24 protein-coding genes are annotated in these 25,526 nt (G+C 34.0%); 17 read left to right on the top strand and 7 right to left on the bottom strand.

Annotation, left to right across the window (positions count from 1 at the left end):
* Positions 1-34: 34 nt before the first annotated feature.
* The 11 genes from guaA to yidC all read left to right on the top strand — a co-directional run bounded on the left by guaA (position 35) and on the right by yidC (position 10,711).
* A complete protein-coding gene (gene guaA / locus MK119_RS06060) occupies positions 35-1,570 on the top strand; it encodes a glutamine-hydrolyzing GMP synthase (RefSeq protein WP_290671859.1) in 1,536 nt (511 codons plus the stop codon).
* A gap of 16 nt (positions 1,571-1,586) precedes the next feature.
* The gene (locus tag MK119_RS06065; RefSeq protein WP_290671860.1) at positions 1,587-3,503 is read left to right on the top strand and encodes a LysM peptidoglycan-binding domain-containing protein; all 1,917 of its coding nucleotides are present in this window, start codon (positions 1,587-1,589) and stop codon (positions 3,501-3,503) included.
* Between the two features lie 21 nt (positions 3,504-3,524).
* On the top strand, positions 3,525-3,926 hold the full coding sequence (locus MK119_RS06070) for an OsmC family protein (protein WP_290671862.1): 402 nt from the start codon (positions 3,525-3,527) through the stop codon (positions 3,924-3,926).
* A complete protein-coding gene (locus tag MK119_RS06075) occupies positions 3,927-4,478 on the top strand; it encodes a DUF922 domain-containing protein (protein WP_290671864.1) in 552 nt (183 codons plus the stop codon).
* Positions 4,471-4,716: a DUF3820 family protein gene (locus tag MK119_RS06080; RefSeq protein ID WP_290671866.1), complete on the top strand. Its 246-nt coding sequence runs from the start codon at positions 4,471-4,473 to the stop codon at positions 4,714-4,716. The genes MK119_RS06075 and MK119_RS06080 overlap by 8 nt, the downstream gene beginning before the upstream one ends.
* Before the next feature lie 24 nt (positions 4,717-4,740).
* Positions 4,741-5,058 (top strand): DUF5946 family protein, encoded by a 318-nt coding sequence (locus MK119_RS06085; RefSeq protein WP_290671868.1) that lies wholly within the window; start codon positions 4,741-4,743, stop codon positions 5,056-5,058.
* Between the two features lie 309 nt (positions 5,059-5,367).
* Complete coding sequence (locus MK119_RS06090; protein WP_290671870.1) at positions 5,368-5,964, top strand: N-acetylmuramoyl-L-alanine amidase; 597 nt, start codon at positions 5,368-5,370, stop codon at positions 5,962-5,964.
* Between the two features lie 29 nt (positions 5,965-5,993).
* Positions 5,994-6,458: a hypothetical protein gene (locus MK119_RS06095; RefSeq protein WP_290671872.1), complete on the top strand. Its 465-nt coding sequence runs from the start codon at positions 5,994-5,996 to the stop codon at positions 6,456-6,458.
* 20 nt (positions 6,459-6,478) lie between these two features.
* Complete coding sequence (locus MK119_RS06100; protein WP_290671874.1) at positions 6,479-6,835, top strand: hypothetical protein; 357 nt, start codon at positions 6,479-6,481, stop codon at positions 6,833-6,835.
* 198 nt (positions 6,836-7,033) lie between these two features.
* Positions 7,034-8,668, top strand: coding sequence for a CTP synthase (locus MK119_RS06105; RefSeq protein WP_290671876.1), 1,635 nt, complete (start codon positions 7,034-7,036; stop codon positions 8,666-8,668).
* Between the two features lie 105 nt (positions 8,669-8,773).
* The gene (yidC, locus tag MK119_RS06110; RefSeq protein ID WP_290671878.1) at positions 8,774-10,711 is read left to right on the top strand and encodes a membrane protein insertase YidC; all 1,938 of its coding nucleotides are present in this window, start codon (positions 8,774-8,776) and stop codon (positions 10,709-10,711) included.
* A gap of 435 nt (positions 10,712-11,146) precedes the next feature.
* Here the strand turns inward: yidC and MK119_RS06115 are convergent, their stop codons facing one another.
* Entirely contained in the window at positions 11,147-12,247 is a 1,101-nt protein-coding gene (locus tag MK119_RS06115; protein WP_290671880.1) for a glycoside hydrolase family 3 N-terminal domain-containing protein, read from the bottom strand.
* Between the two features lie 313 nt (positions 12,248-12,560).
* On the opposite strand from MK119_RS06115, the gene MK119_RS06120 reads away from it, so the two are divergent.
* The 4 genes from MK119_RS06120 (at position 12,561) to MK119_RS06135 (ending at position 17,723) form a co-directional block, all read left to right on the top strand.
* Complete coding sequence (locus MK119_RS06120) at positions 12,561-13,703, top strand: carboxypeptidase-like regulatory domain-containing protein (RefSeq protein WP_290671882.1); 1,143 nt, start codon at positions 12,561-12,563, stop codon at positions 13,701-13,703.
* 158 nt (positions 13,704-13,861) lie between these two features.
* Complete coding sequence (gene mnmA / locus MK119_RS06125) at positions 13,862-15,049, top strand: tRNA 2-thiouridine(34) synthase MnmA (RefSeq protein ID WP_290671884.1); 1,188 nt, start codon at positions 13,862-13,864, stop codon at positions 15,047-15,049.
* Positions 15,050-15,132: 83 nt separating this feature from the next.
* The gene (locus MK119_RS06130) at positions 15,133-16,749 is read left to right on the top strand and encodes a S8 family serine peptidase (RefSeq protein ID WP_290671886.1); all 1,617 of its coding nucleotides are present in this window, start codon (positions 15,133-15,135) and stop codon (positions 16,747-16,749) included.
* 14 nt (positions 16,750-16,763) lie between these two features.
* Positions 16,764-17,723, top strand: a complete 960-nt coding sequence (locus MK119_RS06135) for a nitronate monooxygenase (RefSeq protein WP_290671888.1) — start codon at positions 16,764-16,766, stop codon at positions 17,721-17,723.
* A 179-nt stretch (positions 17,724-17,902) separates the two neighbouring features.
* Here the strand turns inward: MK119_RS06135 and MK119_RS06140 are convergent, their stop codons facing one another.
* The 5 genes from MK119_RS06140 to MK119_RS06160 form a co-directional block, all read right to left on the bottom strand.
* Complete coding sequence (locus MK119_RS06140; RefSeq protein WP_290671890.1) at positions 17,903-19,213, bottom strand: DUF2314 domain-containing protein; 1,311 nt, start codon at positions 19,211-19,213, stop codon at positions 17,903-17,905.
* A 498-nt stretch (positions 19,214-19,711) separates the two neighbouring features.
* Positions 19,712-19,978: a hypothetical protein gene (locus MK119_RS06145; protein WP_290671892.1), complete on the bottom strand. Its 267-nt coding sequence runs from the start codon at positions 19,976-19,978 to the stop codon at positions 19,712-19,714.
* Positions 19,979-20,087: 109 nt separating this feature from the next.
* Entirely contained in the window at positions 20,088-20,408 is a 321-nt protein-coding gene (locus tag MK119_RS06150; RefSeq protein WP_290671894.1) for a DUF6090 family protein, read from the bottom strand.
* Between the two features lie 111 nt (positions 20,409-20,519).
* Positions 20,520-21,344, bottom strand: a complete 825-nt coding sequence (locus MK119_RS06155; RefSeq protein ID WP_290671896.1) for a M23 family metallopeptidase — start codon at positions 21,342-21,344, stop codon at positions 20,520-20,522.
* A 13-nt stretch (positions 21,345-21,357) separates the two neighbouring features.
* The gene (locus MK119_RS06160; protein WP_290671898.1) at positions 21,358-22,467 is read right to left on the bottom strand and encodes a serine hydrolase; all 1,110 of its coding nucleotides are present in this window, start codon (positions 22,465-22,467) and stop codon (positions 21,358-21,360) included.
* A 246-nt stretch (positions 22,468-22,713) separates the two neighbouring features.
* On the opposite strand from MK119_RS06160, the gene MK119_RS06165 reads away from it, so the two are divergent.
* A complete protein-coding gene (locus MK119_RS06165) occupies positions 22,714-22,941 on the top strand; it encodes a hypothetical protein (RefSeq protein WP_290671900.1) in 228 nt (75 codons plus the stop codon).
* 61 nt (positions 22,942-23,002) lie between these two features.
* Here MK119_RS06165 and lysA read toward each other — a convergent pair whose 3' ends face one another.
* Positions 23,003-24,247 (bottom strand): diaminopimelate decarboxylase, encoded by a 1,245-nt coding sequence (lysA, locus tag MK119_RS06170; protein ID WP_290671902.1) that lies wholly within the window; start codon positions 24,245-24,247, stop codon positions 23,003-23,005.
* 959 nt (positions 24,248-25,206) lie between these two features.
* Here lysA and MK119_RS06175 point away from each other — a divergent pair.
* Positions 25,207-25,470 carry a hypothetical protein gene (locus tag MK119_RS06175; protein ID WP_290671903.1) on the top strand — a complete coding sequence of 88 codons (264 nt, stop codon included), beginning with the start codon at positions 25,207-25,209 and terminating at the stop codon, positions 25,468-25,470.
* The last annotated feature ends 56 nt before the right edge of the window (positions 25,471-25,526 follow it).

The raw sequence follows: 25,526 nt of genomic DNA on the forward strand, positions 1-25,526 counted from the left end.
CTTGAAATTTGAAATCTAAATAGTACTTTTGCGCATGCAACACGACAAGGTATTAATATTAGACTTCGGATCGCAATACACACAACTAATTGCGCGTAGAGTTCGAGAACTGAACATCTATTCCGAGATTCATCCATTCAACAAAATTCCAACTAACTTAGACGATTACAAAGCTGTGATTCTTTCAGGAAGCCCAATGTCTGTAAGGTCTGAAGATGCTTTTCATCCAGATTTAAATGGCATTCGAGGCGTAAAACCATTGCTAGGTGTTTGTTACGGTGCGCAATATTTAGCGCATTTTTCTGGCGGACAAGTAGCAGAATCAAACACACGTGAATACGGACGTGCAAATCTGAGTTTTGTACAAGAAAATGAACCGTTTTTAGCAGGCAGTTCTTCAGGAAGTCAAGTATGGATGAGTCATAGTGATACAATCAAAAAATTACCAACAAACGCAAAACTATTGGCAAGTACGCACGATGTAGAAAATGCTGCCTACAAAATAGAAGGTGAAACTACCTTTGCAATCCAATTTCATCCAGAAGTATATCACTCAACAGATGGGAAACAATTGCTAGAAAATTTCTTAGTAAACATTGCAGAAGTAAAACCAGATTGGACACCAAACGCATTTGTAGATGAAACAGTAGCTGACTTAAAAGCGCAACTTGGAAATGATAAAGTTGTCTTAGGATTATCTGGCGGCGTAGATTCAAGTGTAGCAGCAATGTTATTGCACAAAGCTATTGGTGAAAACTTGTACTGCATCTTTGTAAACAATGGTTTACTTCGAAAAGATGAGTTCTCGAGCGTATTGCAACAATACGAAGGTATGGGACTCAACGTAAAAGGTGTAGACGCTTCGGCACGCTTTTTGGATACGCTTGCAGGAGAGAGCGATCCTGAGAAGAAACGTAAGGCAATTGGTCGCGTATTTATTGAAGTGTTTGATGATGAAGCAGCACAAATACAAGACGTAACGTGGTTGGCACAAGGAACTATTTATCCAGATGTCATTGAAAGTGTAAGTGCTACAGGTGGACCAAGTGCTACCATAAAAAGCCATCACAATGTAGGAGGTTTGCCAGATTTTATGAAATTGAACATCGTAGAGCCTTTAAAAGCATTGTTTAAAGATGAGGTTCGAAGAGTTGGAGCTTCTATGGGAATGGACAAACAATTATTAGGTCGTCATCCATTTCCAGGACCAGGATTGGCAATCAGAATATTGGGAGACATTACTGCCGAAAAAGTTCGTATCTTACAGGAAGTTGACGCCGTGTTTATTAACGGATTACGTGAATGGGATTTGTATGATAAAGTATGGCAAGCAGGAGCTATCTTATTACCTGTAAACTCAGTAGGAGTCATGGGTGATGAGCGAACGTATGAAAAAGTAGTAGTATTACGCGCCGTAGAAAGTACAGATGGTATGACTGCTGATTGGGTAGATTTACCATATAAATTTTTGCAAAAAGTATCAAACGATATAATAAATAAAGTAAAAGGCGTTAATAGAGTAGTATATGACATCAGCTCAAAACCGCCAGCCACTATAGAATGGGAATAATTAATTAGCATAAAGAATGAAGAAGTTTTTAGGATTTTTTTTAATGGTACTGATGACAAGTTGTGTAGCAACTGCGCAACAGTATAAAAATCATAAAGTATCTAGAGGAGAAACGGTGGAAAGTATTGCCGAACGATACAATATTAGCCCGGATGATATTATCAAATTAAATCCTGAAGCACGAAGAGGCGTACGCAAAAATAGTATGCTTATTATTCCTTCCGAATCTATTACAACTACTTCAGATGTAGCGGTAACATTTACAAATCATAAAGTACGACGCAAAGAAACATTATTTGGAATTGCAAAAAAATATGGCGTTACGCAAGAAGACATTCTTAAATACAATGAAAAAGTAGCGAAAGAAGGTCTGAAAAAAGGAGATCGTATAGCAATTCCAAAGTTTAAAAATAAACCAGTTGAGGTAAAAGAAACCGAAGAATCGAAAGAAGAGGAAACAACAAAAGAACCTTCTTATGAAATCTACACGGTAAAAGCTAAGGAAACTAAGTGGGGAATTGCACATAGTTATGGACTTACCATTGAGGAATTAGAAGCGATCAACCCAGAAATCAAAGATGGTTTGCAAATTGGGCAAGAAATCAAATTGCCGCTTCGTTCTGAAAAACCTCAAGTAGTAAGTACAGAAAAATATGTGTTTTACGATGTAAAACCAAAGCAGACAATGTATACGCTTACACGAAAATTTGGTGTTTCTCAAGATGAATTGATTCACTTGAATCCAGCGTTAAAAGATGGTTTAAAAGCAGGAATGGTATTAAAACTGCCTGTCGAAAAAACAGAAACACTCGAAGTAGTAGATGCTGTTGTGGTAGATAAGTTTAATTTCATTGAAAATGCAAATCCTGAAAACGTATCTAATATTGTTATCATGTTGCCATTCAAGTTGAACGAAATGGACATAGACTCGGTAAGTCAAACAAAAAATAAACTCAAAAAAGATCGTTTATTAGGGTTAGCTACTGATTTCTATACAGGTTCATTAATGGCATTAGATTCTATCAAAAAGCTAGGACTTTCTGTCAATGTAAAAATAATTGACAATGGAGGAAAGAAAGATGCAACTCGAAACGCAATTACAGCAAATGATTTTACAGATGTGCATGCTGTTATTGGTCCTATATTAGATACGAATGTAGAAATTGTAGCTTCTGAATTAAAATCGGATGGAATTCCAGTAATTTCGCCATTGACCAATAAAAAAGTTGATCATAGAAATGTGTATCAAACAATTCCAGATAAAAAACTATTGGAAGAAAAAATGTTGGAGTTCTTAAAACAGAATGGTCAAGATAAAAATGTAATAATCATTGCTGATAAAACGAAAGCTAAAATAAAAGCTACATTACAATCGATTTTACCAAATCATAAAATCTTCAATCCGGAAGAAGGAAACTACATCAAACCTGCGTTAATTCTTCCACATTTAAAGGAAGATGTTGAAAATTGGGTCATTCTTGAAACAGATGATTTGTCGCTGATTGCGAATGTTACTTCGGTGTTAAACTCTTATGCAACAAGCGGTAAACGTAAGATTGTATTGTTGACAACTAATAAAAATAGTGGGTACGATAAAAGTGCCAATATTTACAATAGCCACTTAGCAAATCTTAATTTTCATTATCCATCTAACCGTAAACCCTCGTCATTAGACAATCAATTTGTGCAAAAGTACAAAGCTCAATACGGGATTTCACCAAGTAGAACTGCAATACGTGGATTCGACATTACGTTTGATATCTTATTGCGTTTAGCATACGATCAAAACTTAGCAAAAAGTGTTCGCGCTGGTACAGAAACAAACTATGTAGAAAGTAAATTTGATTACCGTAAAAAACTTCTTGGCGGATTTTTTAACAAAGGTGTGTACATTGTAAAATATGACGGATTAGAAATCAAAGAAGCTAGATAATAAACCCTACAAATAACAATCATGACTTCAAAAGTAACATATACAGGAAGCCTTCGAACGGTTTCAACACATATAAAATCTGGAAATGAATTCATAACTGACGCTCCTACAGACAATAATGGAAAAGGAGAAGCGTTCTCTCCTACAGATACTGTTGCGACAGGACTCGCAAGTTGTATGTTAACGGTAATGGGAATTAAAGCAGGACAACTCGGTGTGAATATGGAAAACACGACTGCAGAAGTGACCAAAACAATGGCTTCAAATCCTAGAAGAATTTCAAAAATAGAAGTTCAAATTCATTTGCCATTTGAAGCAGACGACAAAACCAAGAAAATACTAGAAAATACAGCAAATACATGTCCTGTACATTACAGTCTTCATCCAGATATTGAAAAGATTGTTGAATTTCATTGGAAATAAATGTACAGAATCATAGGTATACTTTGCTTCTTTCTACTCGTTCAAAACGAAGAAACGATCACTTGGTCACAGCACGATAAACTACAGTGGGGAAACTTTGAGGGCGATCCCGATTATAGCTCGGACGTGGTTGCTATTACAGCTTCAGGGATTACCTATGGATTCAGTTCTAAAACCTATTCTAACAGCGATAAAATAGAATATACGACCAAAGTAATGGCGCAATTTTATCCTGAAAAATCATGGTACTTAAAAGAACGTGTCAATGATACCGTTTTGGGTCACGAACAATTGCATTTTGACATTTCGGAATTGTTTGCGCGCAAGTTTCGTAAGCGAATTCAAGAAACAAAGTTTACCAAAAACATTCAGCAAGAAATAGGTCAGATTTACGATCAAATCAATGAAGAATTGCGTGACATGCAAAATGCGTATGACGCAGGTTCAGACTATTCAAGGGATTATGAAGGGCAAGTAAAATGGCAAAAACTAATTGCACGCGAGCTCAAAAAATACGATAACTACAAGCGATCTCCATCAGATAATGACTGACTTTCCAGACAGAGAAGCCCAACAAAAACTTTTGATAGAATTGGCACATGCTAAAATGCCATTTGGGAAGTATGAAGGCAAATATTTGGTAAACTTACCAGAAGCATACTTAATTTGGTATCGACAAAAAGGATTTCCAAAAGGAAAATTAGGACGGCAATTAGAACAGATGCTCGATATCAAAATCAACGGTTTAGAACCGATGATTCGAAACATTCAACGTCAGTTTGAAAAATAAAGGTTCTATGCCATATTTATAAGCATGAACAATGAGGAAAAATTCCACGAATTATCATTTTACACTTTAGCACAACCTCGAGACTACTCCATTCATCAACATATTGTAGACGCCTATGCTGCGCAAACTGTTGATGCTACTACAAAACCAATCAAAATTATATTCGCACTTATCGGATTGTATTTATACTTAGAAAAAGATTTCACAGGAAGAGCAGTTCAATTATATCACATGAAAATGGCAAAAAACAAAATACTTTGCCAACTATTGTTTTGCCTGAAGAAAGAGGGAAAATACAGTTTTAAATGTTTTAGAAGCTGCGTCTGGACAAGAAAGAGATAACATGATCAAACGTTGGTGTGAAACAGTTTGGGAAGCATATTCAGAAAACCGATCAGCGGTTATTAGTTTGGTAGATCATTACGGAATATAGATTTCGTTAAATTCAACATAACTTATCATAAATTATACTAAACAAGCTCCAATCTTAACGAACATTTAACCTGCAAGGACAGAAAAGGGGTTTTTCCCCTTTCAACGATCTTTAAATATTCCATATCTTTAACTATTCTCTTCAACATTCAATAAACCAGTGAAATAGTTGGGTTTAATGTATGAGTTAAGGGGTTTTTTTGTTTAAACACATATAGTATGATCGTATTATTAGACAATGGACACGGAGGTTTAATTAACGGAACCTACCAAACACCAGGAAAACGCTCTCCAATATGGAGTGATGGTTCGCAATTATTTGAAGGCGAATTTAATCGCGCCATCGTTAATGGAATTATAGAAGAACTCACAACACTTCGCATTCCGTATGAAAATTTAGCACCAGAATACCGAGATGTTACACTGCAAACACGTGTTCGAAGAGCCAATAAGTATGGTTCACGGAACTGTTTCTATATCAGTGTGCACTCAAATGCTGGTGGTGGACATGGAAGTGAAATATTTACCTCAGTTCGGAACACTAGAAGTGATGCAATAGCCACGGTTTTTGGGGAAGAATTTAAAAGAGAATTTCCAAACAGAAGATTGCGTACCGATTTCTCTGATGGTGATTTAGATAAAGAAAAAAACTTTTATGTATTAAAGCAAACACGAATGCCAGCCATTCTTACCGAAAACTTCTTTATGGACAATGAAGAAGAATGCAAATCGCTCTTAATGACACGTGAAGGACGATCAAAAATCATTCGTTACCATGTAGAAGCCATCAAAAGAGTACAACAAGAATTATTTTAAACTATCTATAACCATATAACTATTCAAATATGAAAACACGTTTTTATGCAGTGTATTTAGGTGCCTTAACGCTGCTTCTAGTCTCATCATGCGGATCACTAAGAGCTCCTGTTTTTGATCAATATTCGTATCAAAAAGGAACCGAACTTAAGGTAGATGCTCTGAATTTAATGGACAAAGCTACTATGTCTTATGATTCAGAAAAGACCGCAATAGATACGTTTCAAGCAGAACTTGACAAAATGCTAGAATACCAAAAAAATAGAGAGAACAATACCATATCGTACGCTATGTGGAAAATGATCGCAAATCCTGATAAAAACTTTATTGGAGGATTTTTAGAGCGTTGGAAAGAAAAAGGAACTTTAATTGGACCTTTTATTACCGAAGCAAAAGGACAGGTAAGTGATGCCTTGGATTTAATTCTTCAATACGAAGGGAAAAAAGATCCAGTAGCGGAAAACAAATTGAAAGCAATTCTAGGAATACAATAACGACATAACACTATATAAAGATGGACTTCAAAGATTTATTGAAAGAGCTAAAAGGAAACTTATTAAGTTTAATGGGTTCCAAGTTTGACGACTTAAAAGATGAGTCAAAAAAAGATGTACAAGACTTTTTAAAAGCATCTAAAGCAAAATTAGAACGTTGGACTACCTTACTAGCCGAAGGAAATATTACACTCGATGACTACAAATGGTTAGTAGAAAGCCAAAAAGATTTAGTAGTGTTGCAAGGATTATATGCCGCAGGTGTTTCTAAAATAAAACTAGGACACCTAAAGAATAGTATCTTAGACACAGTAATCAATACAGCAATTGGTTTTGTGAAGGAAAAAGAGGATGGAAATAATGAAGCAAATGCTTAATGCAATCCTCAAAAAATCAACAACATAAAATGTAGTCAGATTTTTTAAAACATAGTGAGCTGATAATCAGTTTTATCAGAAAAAAAAACAAAGGTTGAATACACTTGAAAAATAGTTATTCAACCTTTATTAATTATAAATTCTTCTTTGTACTTTTGCCGCCGAATACAACAACAACACAACAACATAATTACAATAATGGCAAACACCAAATACATATTTGTTACCGGCGGTGTTACCTCTTCTTTGGGAAAAGGAATAATTGCGGCATCACTCGCCAAATTACTACAAGCAAGAGGTTACAGAACTACGATCCAAAAACTAGATCCTTACATCAATGTTGATCCAGGAACCCTAAATCCTTACGAACATGGAGAATGTTATGTAACGGATGATGGAGCGGAAACTGATTTGGATTTGGGTCACTACGAACGTTTCTTAAACGTGCCTACTTCACAAGCAAATAATGTAACTACAGGACGTATATACCAAAGCGTTATTGAAAAAGAACGTAGAGGTGAGTTTTTAGGAAAAACGGTTCAGGTAGTACCACATATTACCAACGAAATCAAAGAACGTATTCAAATTCTTGGGAAATCAGGAAATTATGATATCGTGATTACTGAAATTGGTGGAACTGTCGGAGATATTGAATCCTTACCATATATAGAATCGGTTCGTCAATTATTGTGGGAATTAGGAGAAGGTAACGGAATGGTAATTCACCTAACCTTAGTACCTTATCTTTCTGCCGCAGGCGAACTCAAAACAAAACCAACGCAGCACTCTGTAAAAACCTTGATGGAGAGCGGAATCAAAGCGGATGTTTTGGTATGCAGAACGGAGCATGAACTTTCTGAAGAATTACGTCATAAATTGGCACTATTCTGTAATGTGAAGCGCGAAGCGGTAATTCAATCTATTGATGCCAAAACAATTTACGACGTACCAAACTTAATGTTGCAAGAAGGTTTGGATACAGTTGTATTGAAAAAACTAAGCTTAGTTGATGAAGGTACGCCAGATTTAAAGCGTTGGAACAAGTTTTTAACAAAGCTCAAAAACCCTAAAAATGAAGTCACTATTGGACTCATTGGAAAATATGTGGAATTACAAGATTCGTACAAGTCTATTTTGGAAGCGTTTATTCATGCAGGAGCAGAAAACGAAATCAAAGTAAAAGTGGAGTCTATTCATTCTGAGCATATCACAGAAAAAACCATTGCTGAAAAGTTTAAAAACTTAGATGGAATCTTAGTAGCACCAGGATTTGGAGACCGTGGAATAGAAGGGAAGATTCGTGCTGTACAATATGCCCGAGAACAAAATATACCGTTCTTAGGAATTTGTTTAGGAATGCAAATGGCAGTCATTGAGTTCTCTAGAAACATTTTAGGTTTAGACAGTGCCAATTCTACAGAAATGAATCCGAATACGGCTAGTCCTGTAATCAACTTAATGGAAGAACAAAAAGAAGTAACGAACAAGGGAGGAACCATGCGTTTAGGAGCTTGGGAATGTGAATTGAAAGAAGGAAGCAAAGCGCATTACATTTACGGACATTCAATGATTTTAGAACGTCACCGTCATCGTTATGAATTTAACAACGAATACAAAGAAAAATTAGAAAACGCAGGATTAATTGCTACAGGATTCAATCCAAAAACTGGACTGGTAGAAATTGTAGAATTGCCTTCACATCCTTGGTTTGTAGGTGTGCAGTATCATCCTGAATATAAAAGTACTGTTGCCAATCCGCATCCGCTATTTGTAGCGTTTGTGAAAGCTGCATTAGTACATGCAGAAAATAAACAAAATGCCACTATGGCATAAAAACGAAAAATGGATTCTTTTTTGCGTAACAAAACATCAAAAAAGAAGTCTATTTTAAATAGTAGATAAATCTCTAAAGAGAGATTCGTATAAATTAATGATTAAATGGAAGAAAACAAGTTTGATTACAAACAGCTAATAGGATTTGCGCTAATAGCCTTAATTGGAGTTTTTTGGTTAAATACCATGAAACCTACTGAAGAAGAAGCTGCCAAAGCTGAAGCCGAAAAAGCAAAAACAACGCAAGTCGCAACTGATAGTACAGCTACGGCTACTACAAATAAAATTACTGAAGCTAAAACCTTAGACTTAAGGGATTCTACACAAGTAGCAAATTATAAAAATGCCACAGGTGCTTTTGGATTCAACGCAGGAAAAGTTCCAATGGATGGAGTTACTACCATCGAGAATGAATTAATCTCTCTGAAAGTAAGCAACAAAGGTGGGCAAATTATAGAAGCACTTGTAAAAGGCCAAAAAGTTAAAGGACAATTCGAAGAATTAAAAACCTATGACTCACTACCTGTATACTTAGTTAAAGACGGAAATGCTTCGTTTGGATTAAACTTAACCACGACAGATAATCGTGTACTTGATACAAAACAATTACCTTTTGAACCAACATATACTGAAAATGATGGCGTAAAAGTACTTTCGATGAAATTGAAAGTTGCAGCAGATAAATTTTTAGAATACCGATATGAGTTGAAAGAAGATTATATGATGGATTTCACAGTTCGTTCGCAAGGATTAAACGGATTCATCAATGCAAGTCAACCTGTAAATTTAGAGTGGAAATTAAAAAGTTTTAGACATGCAAAGAGTGTTACGTATGAGAATCGATACACGGAATTAATTTACGAATATGAAGGAGGAAAAGATAGTTACTTAGGACAAACTACCGATGAAGAAACTCCTAAAGCAGTTACTTGGGTTGCATACAAGCAACATTTCTTCTCGTCTATTTTATTGTCAGATACACCTTTTAGAAGAGCCAATGTTACTTCAGAAAACATTGTAGATGGTGAGATGGCAGAAAAAGATGTAGAGTTCCTTAAAAACTTTAGTGCAACAATTCCTTTAGAATTAAAAGGAGGGGAATTAAACTATACAATGGATATGTATCACGGTCCTACTGATTATGATACTTTATCTGCATACGATAGAAATCTTGATGAGGTTGTACCATTAGGTTGGGGAATTTTTGGTTGGATTAACCGTTACTTCTTAATTCCGTTATTTGGACTGCTAAGTGCGTTCTTACCAGCCGGTATTGCAATTATTGTGATGACGATATTAGTTCGTTTACTATTATCGCCAGTAACATACAAGTCGTACTTATCACAGGCGAAGATGAAAGTAATTCGCCCAGAGATCAACGAGATCAACCAAAAGTACAAGGATGATGCAATGAAGAAGCAACAAGAAACTATGAAATTGTATGGAAAAGCAGGTGTAAGTCCGATGGCAGGTTGTATTCCAGCCTTGCTACAGCTTCCAGTATTCTATGCATTATTCATGTTCTTCCCATCAGCATTTGAATTACGTCAAAAAAGTTTCCTATGGGCAGATGACTTATCATCTTATGATACCATTTACAAATTCCCAGAAGGATTTAGCATTCCATTATATGGAGACCACATCAGTTTATTCCCAATTTTAGCTTCTATTGCAATTTTCTTTTACATGAGAATGACAACAGGGCAACAAATGAACTCTATGCAGCAACCAAAGCAAGACGGAATGCCTGATATGAGTAAAATGATGAAATATATGATGTATTTCTCTCCATTAATGATGTTATTCTTCTTTAACAACTATGCGAGTGGATTAAGTTTATACTACTTTGTATCGAATTTAATTACTATTGGTATCATGTTAGTGATTAAAAACTACATCATTGATGAAGATAAAATTCACGCAAAAATCCAAGAGAATAAAAAGAAGCCTAAAAAACAGAACCGCTTCCAAAAGAAAATGCAGGAAATGATGGAGCAAGCAGAAGCACAGAAAAAGGCAAATGCAAGTAAAAGAAGAAAATAAATATAGTTTTCTATAACATAAAAAGCTCCTCAATTTGAGGAGCTTTTTTTATACAGTCTATTTAAAACTTAAAATATATCTTGATGGAAGCTCAAAAACATCAAGACAAAAAAATATTTTATCAAGATAAAATAGTCAAAACATCAAGATGAAATTATTTTTTATCTAGTTGCTTTTAAAAATTAAAATATAAGGATTAGAGAATCTGCCTTTTAGTATTCGAAAATCGTCACTGCGAGGAGTAAAACGAAGTGGCAGTCTGTTTATTGTTTCATGCAATTGTTATTTGAAGTCACAGATTACTTCACTGCGTTCTTAATGACAAATCATAGTTTGCTAGTTTTGAGTATACCAATTTCAAAATTAATTTCAAACAAGTCTAAAAGCGCTCACACTGAGCGAAGTCGAAGTGAAGCGAACACCTAACACCCAACACTAAAGTCCTTTTTTAAACTTCAAAATACGCTGATACGATTCATCAATACGCTTTTCAGAAATCTTACCATCTGTAATCATCTTTCTAATTATATCAATAATATCTTGAGGTCTTATAGTATCACGATCTTTCATAGGAATATGATTTGAAAACATCAATACATCTACACCAGCATGAATTGCCATTTGAATTGACTTTTCAAATCCAAACTGATCAGCAATGGCTTTCATTTGCATATCATCTGAAAAAATAACACCATCAAAACCAAGATCGCCACGTAAATAATCGGTCATAATCTTCTTAGAAAGTGTAGCAGGTAACTTAGAATCATCTAGCTTATCATTCACAATATGGGCCGTCATAATAGCATCTACATTACCTTCATACAACAACTTTACATACGGAAAAACTTCTTGCTGCTTCCAATACTTGCTCACATCAGTAACATTAAAATGCGAGTCTTGACGCGAATTTCCATGTCCTGGGAAATGCTTTACAACTGTTCTTACATTAAAATAACGGTGACTTTTAATCACTTGTCGTGCATGCTTCACAATATCTTTTGGATTCTCTGAAAACGCACGATGGTTCTTTCCAATTGGTGGATTCGTAGGATTGTCAACATCTAAAACAGGAGCGTAATTCACATTAATTCCTAACTGTAACAAATTATGCGCAATAATATCACTGTAATATTTAGTAGAATCAATAGCATTAACTTCACCTAAATACTTGGCAGAAACTGTTTTTGGAAAACCATATTTCTGTTTCAAACGGTTTACTTTTCCTCCTTCTTCATCAATACTCACCAAAAGTGGCAATTTTGAATCTTTTTTCAGTACAGAAACTAACTTTTTTAAATTCTCTGCAGAATTCAATTTGGTAATATTCTTTTCGTACAATAAAACGCCACCAAGTTTCTGTGCTTTGATATCTGCTAAAATCTTATTATCAGCCCTAATTTCGGTATCGTCACCAATACCAAGCATAATCATTTGTCCTATTTTAATATCTAGACTGTCCGCTTTTTTACTTTGTGAAAACATACTGTTTCCCGTACATAAAAACATGATTATACTAATTCCTAACCTCAATTTCATCTCTATTCTTTTAATGCTGTGTTTATTCATAGCAAGTCATAACAAAAGCTATGCCTCTTTCATCGAAATATACGCTAAAAAAGATGAAATAAAAAGATAAACTGACTTTCAAATGCAAAAGTTTTAGAAGTAGTACAACACTTGTAATGGCATGTTTTTTAAAGAAGTTTAGGGGAATTTTAAATTATGAATTGTTTTAATAGTGTATGCAATGCGTATAATTGCTTTACAATGAAATAAGTAAAATTTCAAAATAGACGCAGCCATAATACAATTTGTGCATCCACTCAATAACAATCTAACCATACAGCAGATGAAAATTCAAAAAGTAATACTTATTGTGCTCGTTTTTTCTTTTTTACTTTCGTGTGAAAAAGACAATGAAGCAGCACCTTTAGCGGAAAGTAGCATCGCTGGAAAATTTTTAGCACCAAACAATGCTGACCCAATTGTAAACGGATTGATCCTTGCAACTAAAGATGGTACTGTAGTGTCAGAAACACTTTCAAGAACAGACGGAAGCTTTAGATTGACAAATTTAACCGCAGGAACCTATACGATATCTTTGAAAAAAGGATTATTTAGTTCTGAAAGGACTGTTGATATAGGTGAAGATGATAATCTTGATATTCCAGATATTCCTATTGAAGTTTTTCCAAATATTGCTGTAGTTACGGGAAGCTTTGATCATATAGAATCTGTATTGTATGATATAGGTTTGGTAAATCCAGTAACGCAAGAACCACTTTTTGATATTATTGATGGTTCGTATGCAGGAAGACCAGCTACAGGAAGTCATGGACACGGACATGGAGGTTCTTCGGACTTAGTGATATCAAAACAAAATAGCAACTTGGAGCCTAATGTAGATTTCAATTTTTCAGATTTGATTTCTGACACGCAACTATTAGGAGAATATGATATTATATTTCTAAACTGTGGATTGAGCGAAAGTTACACAGAATTCAATGATAATATTACACAATATGTAAGCAATGGAGGAATTTTATATGCTACAGATTGGGCTTTTAAATACTTAGAAGGGATCATTGGTGATGGACAACAATACATTGATTTCTTAGAACCAAACAAAAGCGGGCGTTCTACAGAAACTGAAGCTACTATTTTTGATCAAGACTTAATTGATTGGTTGGAAATTAATTTCGGAATAACAATAAGCAATGATGATACCATATTACTTGACGAGTTTCTTTCTGCTTGGCAAGTAGTAAATAGTGCTAACGATGCAACTGTAATTAGCTGGTTTAACGGACCTGTAACTTACAGAGATGCGAGTGGCGCTGAAATTACAGAAAATAAAGACTTGGCGTTTACATTTCTAGTTGGAGAAGGAGGCGTATTTTACTCTTCATTTCATACGGAAAACCACGACGACGGATTCAATACAATTGACAGACTCTTAGAATATTTAGTATTTGAATTATCTGCATTGTAAATAGAAATGTGATATAAAAAAAGCCTGAGTGTTCTTTCCACTCAGGCTTTTTTGTTTCATAAAAAACAACGCAAAAAAAAACACGAAAAAGATAGTATCTTTGTCAGCAATTAAAGTAAGCTGCGTCTTACTTAAAACAAACAAGTGAAAGGATTTAAATGAAACGAGTAATAGTAGGACTTTCTGGAGGAGTGGATTCAAGTGTAACAGCGTATTTACTGAAAGAACAAGGATACGAAGTAATTGGGCTATTTATGAAAAATTGGCACGATGATTCTGTAACAATTTCCAATGAATGTCCTTGGTTAGAAGATAGTAACGATGCCATGATTGTGGCAGAAAAATTAGGAATTCCATTTCAAACGGTAGATTTAAGCGAACAATACAAAGAACGTATCGTTGATTACATGTTCAACGAATATGAAAAAGGACGTACGCCAAATCCAGATGTACTTTGTAATAGAGAAATAAAATTTGATGTCTTCCTAAAAATAGCTTTAGATTTAGGAGCAGATTATGTAGCAACGGGACATTATTGCCGTAAAGAAACGATTGAAAAAGATGGAAAAACGGTTCATAAATTACTAGCTGGTAAAGATGGTAATAAAGATCAATCGTATTTCTTATGTCAATTATCACAAGAACAATTAGAGAAATCACTATTTCCAATTGGAGAGTTAACAAAACCAGAAGTTCGTGAAATTGCAGCAAAAGCAGATTTAATTACTGCCGAAAAGAAAGATTCGCAAGGATTGTGCTTTATTGGAAAAGTGAAATTGCCAGACTTTTTACAACAGCAATTACAACCTAAAGAAGGGGTGATTGTTGAGGTGCCTAATAGCATTGATAGCTATCGTAAAGAGTTGCCAGAGTTTACAACAAAAGAAGAAGAATTGGCATTTTATGCGCAAAAATATACCTATCAAAAAACAGATGGGAAAGTAGTAGGAAAACACCGAGGTGCACATTACTTTACCAAAGGACAACGCAAAGGATTGGCTGTTGGTGGAACTGTAGAGCCTTTGTTTGTGATTGAAACTGATGTAGAAGAAAATATCATTTACACAGGACAAGGAAAATCGCATCCAGGATTGTACAGACGTACCTTATTTGTAACGGATGATGAATTGCATTGGGTTCGTGAAGACATGGCATTGCAACCAGATGAATCTTTGGAAGTAATGGCGCGTATTCGATATCGTCAACCTTTGCAAAAAGCAATTGTATATAAAATAGAAGGTGGTGCGTATGTGGATTTTGAAACACCGCAAAGCGCTATTACTGAAGGACAATTTGTAGCTTGGTATATAGAAGATGAACTGATTGGTTCAGGAGTAATTTCTTGATGAAGTTGAAGTTGATTTTGAATTCGAAGTTGAAACTGAACTTGAAAACAAATCAATAAAAAAACAAAAACAAAATCGAAAAAATGAAAAAATTGATCGTATTGGCAATGATGCTTATGGCACAATTCAGTGTGGCTCAAACAGAGCATGCTTGGGTATATTTTACAGATAAACCAGATGTTGCAAATGCGCTCGCCAATCCGACAACAATTCTAACACAAAAAGCTGTTGATCGTAAAAATAACCACAGTATCGTTATTGATGAGCGTGATGTTCCTGTGAATGAATCGTATATCACACAAATAAAAAATCAAACTGGAATCACAGTAATGGCCAAATCAAAATGGTTTAATTGTGTACACGTTTTAGGAACACAAACGGATATTGATAACTTATTGAATCTATCTTTTATCGATCAAATTGTATATGCAGACCGTTCATTAAATACTTCAGGGAGACCTGCTGTAGCAACGATTTCTACTGTAAATAAGGAAAGGTTTGAAAACTTTGTCATGTTCAACTATGGAAATGCTGCCAATCAAACTACTATGATTAATGTAGACAAATTGCATGAGTTGGATTTTACAGGAGAAGGTATTACAGTTGCTGTAATGGACAGCGGTTTTTCAAATGTGAATACATTGTCAGCCTTTCAACGATTAAGAGATAATGGCGATTTGCTAAATGGGTATGATTTTGTAGATCGTACCACAGATATTTATGCTTTTACAGGAAGCGATCATGGAACCAGAGTTTTATCGGACATGGCAGGATATATTGATGGGCAATTTGTGGGTACAGCACCAGATGCAAGTTATTACCTGTTTAGAACAGAGGATATTAATACAGAAACACCATTAGAAGAATCTTATTGGGTAGAAGCGGTAGAACGTGCCGATAGTTTAGGTGTTGATGTTGTAAATACGTCGTTGGGATATACTACTTTTGATGACAGCAGATATAATTATACAACAGCCGATATGGATGGAAATACTGCATTTATTACCAAAGGAGGTAATATTGCCGTTGAAAAAGGACTATTAATGGTAAACTCCGCAGGAAACTCAGGAAATACAAGTTGGGGAATTATTTCTGCACCTGCCGACGGAAATGTATTTACAGTTGGAGCTGTAGAAGATAATGGAGATTATGCATCCTTTAGTTCAAGAGGAAGAACACCAAATATTCCTGTGAAACCAGATGTTGTAGCACAAGGGCGAGATACTTTTGTAGTGAATTCAATGGGCTTAACCACGTCTAATGGAACTTCGTTTTCATCACCAATTATCACAGGTGCTATGGCGTGTATGGTTCAGGCTTTTCCAAATAAAACCAACGTAGAATTGATGCAAATTGTACGCGAATCAGCTTCAATATATGGGAATCCAACGATTCAATTAGGATATGGAATTCCTGATTTTGAAGCGGCATTTCAAACCTTATCTGGGGATGAAGTAAAAAATGCAACAACCATTGAAATTTTCCCAAATCCTGCGAAAGCAATACTACAAATCAATTTGCCTGAAAGTACGCAAAATGCAACTATTACTTTAGGAAGCATGTTTGGGAAAACCATTAAAATATATACAACAACTACAAGTGCACAACGTATTGACGTAAGTCAATTAGCAGCAGGAATGTATTTGTTAAGTATTGATACAAATGGGGAAACGATCACCAAAAAAATAATAAAACAATAAAATCTACACAACGAATGGCTTTATTCGAACATAACAGAATTACACAATTATACAATATACAATATCCAATAATTCAAGGAGGAATGATTTGGGCAAGTGGCTGGCGATTAGCATCTGCCGTAAGTAATGCTGGCGGATTAGGGTTATTAGGAGCTGGATCGATGTATCCGGATGTATTGCGTGAACATATTCAAAAGTGTAAAAAAGCGACGGACAAACCATTCGGTGTTAATGTTCCAATGTTGTATCCAAACATTGAAGAAATCATGGATATTATAGTGGAAGAAGGTGTGAAAATAGTATTTACTTCTGCAGGAAATCCTAAAACATGGACACCATTTTTAAAGGAAAACGGAATTACAGTAACACATGTTGTAAGTAGTTCTAAATTTGCTTTAAAATCGCAAGATGCTGGAGTACATGCGGTTGTAGCAGAAGGTTTTGAAGCAGGTGGACATAATGGAAGAGAAGAAACGACAACCTTAACGTTGATTCCAATTGTAAAAGAAAAATTAGAAATTCCGTTGATTGCTGCCGGAGGCATTGGAACTGGAAAAGCAATGTTAGCTGCAATGGTTTTAGGCGCAGATGGTGTACAAGTTGGAAGCAGATTTGTGGCAACGGATGAAGCTTCTTCCCATATAGAATTTAAAAAACAAGTGGTAGAAGCTAAAGAAGGAAGTACAAAATTAATGTTGAAAGAATTAGCTCCTGTGCGCTTGTTGAAAAATAAATTCTATGAAGATTTAGAAGAACTATACACAACAGGTCCGACTGTAGAAGAACTTAAAACCTTATTAGGAAGAGCACGTGCCAAACGTGGAATGTTTGAAGGTGATTTGGTAGAAGGCGAATTGGAAATTGGGCAAGTATCTGCTTTGATTCACGCTATCAAACCTGCGGCTACGGTTGTAGCAGAAATGGTAGCTGAATTTGAGGAAAGTGTAGTGGGATTAGATCGCTATCGCTCTTAAATTGTTAGACGCGCTTCACTTTGACAGAGATTTCTGCGCAAGCAGTTTTGAATCGCTTCGGGTATCTTTTTAAGATACTCTGAGCGTTAGTTGGAGCGCAGTGGAGAACTATTATAATCTAAAAAAAGTCTAATAAGTCTATAAGTCCAAGACAGTCTAATGATCTAATAAGGTCAAGATTAATTCCCATACTTTTCAATTAACTTTCCAGTCTCATTGCCTTCTTGTGTACCATCGGCTTTGTATAAAATATAGTCAAAAATATCTTCTTGTTGTACGGTTACTTTTGCTCCAGACTTTAATCCTTTGATATGGTATGGGTCATTTTGAAGAATGCCAACAATCTCTAAACTTACCCAGCGTGTTACTTCAATCCACATCCATTCATTACCGCCATCATCGGTAGTAAAAGGAGCTTTTAGTAATAAAGTAGCTTGATCTAGTCCGTCATTAAATAATATCTTTAATTCTGGTAATTTTGCCTTAGCTAGTAGACTAGCCGCCATGATTTCTTCATTATGACTTATATAGGTGACTGCATCTTCTAGTCCAAAAATCTTTTTATACACTTCGCTTTCATACACCTGTGTATTTTCATAATTCTTATTCTTAAAATTCACTTGATATATAATATTAAGCGGATCGCCTTCTTCTAATGGCACAGAAGTGTTAAAGTTGATCGTAGCTTTTTTGCTTGCGTTTTCATACACAATACCTGGAATTACTTTTTTAAATTCGGAGTTTTCAATAGCATCCAAATCTACTTCCAAACTATTTTTCTCAATTTGTTTGCCTTCAAGTAGTAACTGTCCTATGATAGTGAGTAGTTGACTAGCGCTGGTTACATTAGAACAAGGAGAATTAGAAATGACAAAATCAGGTAAGCCAAAACGTTGCATTCCAAACGTGATAGATCGGCAATATTCATATTCTCTATATGAATGTAAGGTAAGCTGTCTCATGGCATTTGGGATTCCGTTTTCCCAAGCATCTACGCGATCTCTTTTCCATATTTCAGGCAAAAAGTATTCCCTAACTTCACCATCATATACAACAAAATCAGTGTTTTTTACTTTTTTGTAAACCCAATCAAATAACTTTTTTGTATGGGTAAAAACATTTTTATTTTCATAGTAAAGGACTATGATAAAAGCGTTGTTGGAGTCACTTAAATTACTTTTTTGCGCTTCAGAAAACCCTTCTGCAAAGTATTCTAAATATTCCATATCATGTGCCGGATAGTCTTCTTCAACTTCTGTGATGGCTTCTATGTAAATCATTGTTTTGTCAATAGTCTCTGGGGATTCGTCTACAAAAACGGCATCTGGAAAAACAGCTTTTAATTCTTTTTCAATTGCAGCTTCATCCAGTTTGGTATTCATGGTGTAGAAACCAATTTCTGAAAGTGCGCCTTCCGTTTTTAAACCATTATTTTGGGCAATTGTGAGTAGTGAATTCAATAAAAAAAGTAAAAAACAAAAACGTTTCATAGGAAATAAAGTATGGATAATGACGTAAATTACCGTTAAAGATACCTTTTTAGAACACAAAAAGAAATCTTATTTGGAAAATGTCTTATCTTTAAATAGATGAAAATCAACTTATGACAACAGATAAATAGTTTTTAAGTGTACATCCTGTATTTGCAGTAAAAGATGTGGTAAAATCGCTCGATTTTGATGTTCGTAAATTAGGGTTAAAGTTGGTTTTCCTAATCATGATACAGATCCGAAATATGCAGGAATTATTCGAGGAAATGTAGAAATCCATTTGCAATGGCATGATGCTTCCGAATGGGAAAAAGGCATTTATAGACAGATACTCCGTTTTTTAATAAGAAATACTGAAACTTTATTTCAAGAATATAAAACTAAAGGTGTATTTCACGAGCAGACTGTCCTTAGAGAAACTCCTTGGAATACCAAAGAATTCGCTTTTTATGATTTGGATATGAATGGTTTAACGTTTTATGAAGATGTTAAATAAACTTACTCTTCTTTCAATCTAGCTTTAATACGGTCCATTAATATTTTTACATTGGCTTTATAAGACATAGCAATCGCTAAATGGTTTTTGGAAGCTAGTAAATTATGAGATGCTACTTTTGTTCGGTAATCTTCACTAGAAGTAAAGTAGACTATTATATCTTGATTAAACTTTTGTTGCGTCCAATCTACAAACCAATCATATTGTTTAAAACTTTCTAGATTTTTTAAAACATCATTTTCTAAACGATTATTACTTTTTTCTAACATTGGGAGAAACAATACCTATAGTTAAGAAAGATCAGTAACCGGACTATTATTTTATTTACTTGTAGGTTGGTGTTTTTCTTTAAAAGTTCATATTCTTTGGTTTGAATGGTCAAAGGTTTATATAAAGTAATAAGACTCGTGCAACTTGGACATTCTTTATAATTAGCATGCTATTTTTTTGACTGACTTCATAATGTTTTATAACTTGATTAGCCACCAAAGTGTCTAGAGCAAAATAATTGGCAATTGTACTTAAGATACTATCATTTTTTAGCTTACTTTTTCTGGTTTCATTCCAATTGTTGACTTGTAAGGCAAGTAAAATTCCAATCATCACCAAGAGAATTTCACCAATGGCATATAAAATATAGTTTTTAAACTTATTATCTTTTAAAAGTTGTTTGCGAGCAGAACGAAAAATTTTTAGCAACAGTATGGGTTGGTGATTAATCTTCAGATCTTGGATAGTTTTTATATAGTCGAATGCCCAACCGGACAAATAAGAGTACTGCGATAATTATTACAATGTTTAATCCTTCCATTAGTTTTTTCTACGTTTATATCTTTTTCCTTTTTTTAGTTTTTTCCCAACATAGCCTTCAAATTGAATTGGAATTGAAACATTTCCTTTTTCTTCGGTAGCTTTGTGTACAACAAAATGCAAATGTGGAGTTGTTGTAAATCCTGTCATACCTGAAATTCCTATTTTTTGTCCTCTTTCTACAAGATCGCCTTTTTCTACCAAAGCACCATTAAAATGTAAATGATAATACGAAGCAGTGGTTCCATCATCATGTTGAATAATGACAAAGTTTCCATCATTTGCATACTTGCGAGAACGTCCATATTTTTTGGAATTTTCCTTGATCAACACTACTTTTCCTTCACGGGCAGCATAGATTGTATCGCCGATTTTAGTGCCAAAATCAAACGCATGATAAGAACGAATATGATCGTGTGAAAAACGTCCTAAATTTCCTTGTATCAGCTTTCTCTTTTTCTTGTATGGCAACAAATATAAATACTCTTTATTTGGTGTAACGGTATTTGGATCGCCATAACCGATTGCAAAATCAAAATATGTTTTGAGTTTAAGATTTTTAGTTGTGTCAATTTTCTTTCTAGGAATCTTTATATAGTTTTCTACTTTCTCTAAAGGGTGAATGACCAGTTTTTCTTTGTAAACAAATTCACGGATAATATGGTCTTTCGGACTAATTTTAAAATACATAGGTGACAACATATTGTTTTTGATGCTTAAAACTAATGTGTCTTTTGTGGTTCTAATCGTATCTTTACGTATGTATACATGTTGTGCATGACTTATTGAAATACTAAAAATTAATAAGAAAATTATTTTTTTCATTTCACTTATAATTTTATTGTTTTTTGTTGAGGTAATATTGATATACTTGTCTTCCTAATTCTGCTAAAAATGGAATCCCAATTTCGTCATATTCATACGTGTCGTCATTAAAAATTTGATTTTCATTCACATGAATGGTGGCAGTAATTATAAAAGAAATGTCATTTTTAGTATCTACAACATAAGCGCAATCTGTTAAGTATCCGTAGGCATAACCAACTTTATTATACATTTTAATATGATCAGGAATAGGATCTTTGCTATCGCCAAACATAAAGAATTTTACATAGCTATCGTAATATTCTGGATCAGTAAAACCTTGTTCTTTGGGTGTTTTGTGCATGACTTTTAGTAAAAAATCACGATCACTTTCTGTAATATCAAATCGTTGAAATTCCTCGTATTTATGTGGAAAATGTAATCGATTCATGATTTCATGAAGCATAGCAATGGTTAAGTAATTCTTTTTAGAAAAATCCATCGGTTCCATAATCAAAGAATCATTTTTATAATATCCTTTCCCTTTTTTGATTCTATTCAAATTCAAAGATTCAATAGTACCATTATTCGTTCTTGATTGTTCATAAATAACACTGTCATTTTTAAAAAAAGCCACCGCTTTCATTTGTGTATCATCTGCGTTTTTTGTGCCAACCCGATGCGAAATTCGAACCAAATTAAGTTTTTTATAAAATGGAAATAGTGTGTTTATCTCAAATGGTCTTAAAAATTCAAATAATCTGTTATATGCTTGGTTGTCACTTACGGCAAAGATTTTTTGAACTTCATCTCTAATAGTCGTTTTTATAGAATCACCTTCTACTTGAAATATTGTTTTACTATTTATTTCAGCCAATTTATTGGCTTTTTCAAGCGCTAAAAGTGCAATAGGAAACTTCACGCTACTTGCTGGATAAAAGTAATCTTTATTGTTTATCTGAAATTTGTATGTATCACCTTCTGTGTCCGAAACCATAATTTGTACTTCATGCGCTTGCAGATTTCGCATTACTTTTTGAATCTTCTCAGAATCTGAAGCCAATGCAAATTGAATAGGATCATATTCTTTAGGCTCAGCACAACTCAAACAGGTTAAAAATAATAATAGGTATATTTTTTTCATCAAATAAGAAGGTAAAATGTTTTTACAAGATACTATTTTATCTAAAAGAGTTGAAATTTTTGAAAAATGTTACATTTATAGTTGAAAACCTAGGTTTTGAATGCTTATCAAACCCTAAATTAGTATTCGTAATGACTGGTAGAAAATTTATAATATTGTTTGTAATTTGTTTTTTTGGACTGTTTTCTTGTAAAAAAGAATCAAAGCAAAAAACTTATAGATGATGTTTTTGAGAAAATGCCAGATATGCCAGAATTTGTCACATTATTTTACAAGTTAGATTCCTTAAAAAAAGCAGGTATAAATGCAGATGTAAGTTTTAGTTTTCTAGAAAAATCATTCTATCCAAAAGATTCTTTAAAGAATATTGCATTAATTTATGTGGAAGATAATATCAGCGTAGCTCATAACATAGAATACATCATTAAGTATGATCGTGATTTGAAAGAACTTATAGCTGTTGAAAAAAATTAAGTATAAAAAAAGTGTCTGCACCACACAGACACTAATATTCAACACTTATATTCTCCTAAATCTAAACCTCTTTAGGAACACTTTTTTTCTTTTTCGTAGGTGTAAGTTCTATTTCTATTTGGTTTTTTAGGATATCGTCAAAAGTTTCGCGTTTTCTAATAAGATGTGCTTGGTTATTGAGCCACAATACTTCGGCTGGTCGGTAACGAGAATTGTAATTACTAGCCATAGAAAAACAATAAGCTCCAGCATTGTTGAACTTTAAAATATCGCCTTCACGGATTTCAGAGATTCTTCTATTATTTCCGAAAGTATCCGTTTCACAGATATATCCAACAATAGAGTAGTAGAGTTCACGTCCGCTAGGATTTGAAATATTTTCAATATGATGATATGAATTGTATAACATTGGACGAATTAAGTGATTGAAACCACTATCAATTCCAGCAAAAACGGTTGAGGTTGTCTGCTTTACCACATTTACTTGTGCTAAGAAATAACCCGCTTCGCTAACGAGAAACTTTCCTGGTTCAAAATTGAGTGACAATTCTTTTCCGTAATCTTTACAGAACTCATTGAAACGTAGGCTTAATTTTTGTCCTAGCTCTTCGATGTTAGTTTGAATATCATCTTTTTTGTAAGGAACTTTAAATCCACTTCCAAAGTCAATAAATTCTAAGTTTTTAAAGTTGGTAGCAGTTTTAAATAAAATTTCAGAAGCATATAAAAACACATCAATATCTAGAATGTCACTTCCTGTATGCATGTGTATTCCGTTAATGTGCATTCCTGTTAATTCTACAATACGCAATACGTGTGGAATTTGGTGAATGGAAATCCCAAACTTTGAATCAATGTGACCTACAGAAATGTTGTGATTTCCACCAGCCATCACATGTGGATTAATGCGAATACAAACAGGGATTTTTGCATGTTTGCTACCAAACTGCTCCAAAATAGAAAGATTGTCAATGTTAATCTTTACACCTAACTGCGCCGCGTGTTCAATTTCTTCAAGCGAAACACCGTTGGGTGTATACATAATGTCTTCGGCATTAAAACCTGCTGCCAAACCTAACTGTACTTCTTGAATGGAAACAGTATCTAATCCAGCACCAAGAGATTTCATCAATTTTAAAATACTTAAATTAGACAATGCTTTTACCGCATAATGTAATTTTAATTTGGGTACTGTTTGAAACGCAGAGGTCAATCGTTCGTACTGAGACCTAATTTTTTCGGCATCGTACACATAGGTTGGGCTGCCAAATTGTGTTGCTATATGTAATAAATCTGATTCTTGCATGGTAATTATTTACGAGTTCAAAACTATAATAAATTGAATTTACAATAAAGAAAACTAATTAAAAAATATAAAAATAACACATAAAGTTATATTTGTAACAATTTGGGAGTTGCGTAGTTCTTGAAATAAAGCTGCTCCATATTTATAAAACACTAGTTTTAATAGTTTTTCTTTCCTATGAGGTGTAGTACTTTTTAAGAAATTAAATTAAAATCATATTAACATGAAAAAATTACAGTTAAAACGATTAACATTTAATCTTAGAACAATTTCTCAGTTAGAGTCTGTAAGAATAAATGGTAGATATCCAACAGGAGAACTAACTGAGGGCGCGCAATGTGCATCGAAAGGATGTGGAGATAAATCAAAAAGAAGAATTTGTTACCAATATTAAATCTTTTTTAAAACAACCTTACCATTGGAAAAACTCCAGATATATGTAAAAGCGAGTAGCAATATTCGCTTTTTTTTCATGGAGTTATTTTAGATGATAAATAAGTGATGTTTTATAAAAGGTCACTGTAAACAGTTGTTCTTGAGTGTTTTTATGCTCAGTTTTGGACAGAAATCAAAACAAAAATTACGAAAGATAGAATTTCTCAAAACTTAAAACTAAACAAAAAATCGATTTCTAAATTGCAGAACACTATTCTTGGCGGCGCTAAAGGCGCTAGTTCTGCTCTAATTGATAAAAGTAAAGTAGAATCATGCATAATGTCATCTGCAAATCATTCGGATTATTGTAATGATGGACGCTAAAAGGAAAGTTCATAAACGATGATTTATTTGTGAAATTATTTTTATCAGAATTTGAAAGAAGAGATGTAGTGTCTCTTCTTTTTTTGCTTATGGTTAACGGAAGTATCACGGTGTATTTCTGGGCTTTTTTTATGGGTATACCGTAATGTGTTGATAGTGAAGTTACTTACCTTTAAGTATAACCAAAAAACTGAACGATCATGAAAAAAAAGAAGTTAAAGTCACTATCGTTAAACAAACAAAAAATTAGTCAATTACATGAACAAACTGGTGGTACAGGTCCATTTACAACAGATGCGCCAACTATGAGTACTTGTACGTGTGTTTCTTGTTTGCTAGGACAATGTGGGCTACCAACCTTATTTGGTTGTCCTCCGAGACCTACAGATTTATGTACTATTGATTGTACTATGGACTGTTCAATTTTCACGTGTCCTTTCCCAATTGATAGAGAAATTCCATAATGAAGGAAAGTTAAGAAAATGATATTTGATAATCATACTTTAAAAGAGTCGTTTAT

The sequence above is a fragment of the Kordia sp. genome (assembly GCF_022447245.1).
Lineage (GTDB): Bacteria > Bacteroidota > Bacteroidia > Flavobacteriales > Flavobacteriaceae > Kordia.

Bases quoted from the DNA above. Each gene is read 5' to 3' on its own strand.
- MK119_RS06155 (WP_290671896.1), bottom strand. From the start codon at position 21,344: ATGAAAAAAATAATTTTCTTATTAATTTTTAGTATTTCAATAAGTCAT.
- MK119_RS06065 (WP_290671860.1), top strand. From the start codon at position 1,587: ATGAAGAAGTTTTTAGGATTTTTTTTAATGGTACTGATGACAAGTTGT.
- MK119_RS06105 (WP_290671876.1), top strand. From the start codon at position 7,034: ATGGCAAACACCAAATACATATTTGTTACCGGCGGTGTTACCTCTTCT.
- MK119_RS06095 (WP_290671872.1), top strand. From the start codon at position 5,994: ATGAAAACACGTTTTTATGCAGTGTATTTAGGTGCCTTAACGCTGCTT.
- lysA (WP_290671902.1), bottom strand. From the start codon at position 24,247: ATGCAAGAATCAGATTTATTACATATAGCAACACAATTTGGCAGCCCA.
- MK119_RS06145 (WP_290671892.1), bottom strand. From the start codon at position 19,978: ATGTTAGAAAAAAGTAATAATCGTTTAGAAAATGATGTTTTAAAAAAT.
- MK119_RS06140 (WP_290671890.1), bottom strand. From the start codon at position 19,213: ATGAAACGTTTTTGTTTTTTACTTTTTTTATTGAATTCACTACTCACA.
- MK119_RS06100 (WP_290671874.1), top strand. From the start codon at position 6,479: ATGGACTTCAAAGATTTATTGAAAGAGCTAAAAGGAAACTTATTAAGT.
- MK119_RS06135 (WP_290671888.1), top strand. From the start codon at position 16,764: ATGGCTTTATTCGAACATAACAGAATTACACAATTATACAATATACAA.
- MK119_RS06070 (WP_290671862.1), top strand. From the start codon at position 3,525: ATGACTTCAAAAGTAACATATACAGGAAGCCTTCGAACGGTTTCAACA.
- MK119_RS06160 (WP_290671898.1), bottom strand. From the start codon at position 22,467: ATGAAAAAAATATACCTATTATTATTTTTAACCTGTTTGAGTTGTGCT.
- MK119_RS06090 (WP_290671870.1), top strand. From the start codon at position 5,368: ATGATCGTATTATTAGACAATGGACACGGAGGTTTAATTAACGGAACC.
- MK119_RS06075 (WP_290671864.1), top strand. From the start codon at position 3,927: ATGTACAGAATCATAGGTATACTTTGCTTCTTTCTACTCGTTCAAAAC.
- MK119_RS06115 (WP_290671880.1), bottom strand. From the start codon at position 12,247: ATGAAATTGAGGTTAGGAATTAGTATAATCATGTTTTTATGTACGGGA.
- MK119_RS06085 (WP_290671868.1), top strand. From the start codon at position 4,741: ATGAACAATGAGGAAAAATTCCACGAATTATCATTTTACACTTTAGCA.
- guaA (WP_290671859.1), top strand. From the start codon at position 35: ATGCAACACGACAAGGTATTAATATTAGACTTCGGATCGCAATACACA.
- MK119_RS06165 (WP_290671900.1), top strand. From the start codon at position 22,714: ATGCCAGAATTTGTCACATTATTTTACAAGTTAGATTCCTTAAAAAAA.
- MK119_RS06120 (WP_290671882.1), top strand. From the start codon at position 12,561: ATGAAAATTCAAAAAGTAATACTTATTGTGCTCGTTTTTTCTTTTTTA.
- yidC (WP_290671878.1), top strand. From the start codon at position 8,774: ATGGAAGAAAACAAGTTTGATTACAAACAGCTAATAGGATTTGCGCTA.
- MK119_RS06130 (WP_290671886.1), top strand. From the start codon at position 15,133: ATGAAAAAATTGATCGTATTGGCAATGATGCTTATGGCACAATTCAGT.
- MK119_RS06080 (WP_290671866.1), top strand. From the start codon at position 4,471: ATGACTGACTTTCCAGACAGAGAAGCCCAACAAAAACTTTTGATAGAA.
- MK119_RS06175 (WP_290671903.1), top strand. From the start codon at position 25,207: ATGAAAAAAAAGAAGTTAAAGTCACTATCGTTAAACAAACAAAAAATT.
- mnmA (WP_290671884.1), top strand. From the start codon at position 13,862: ATGAAACGAGTAATAGTAGGACTTTCTGGAGGAGTGGATTCAAGTGTA.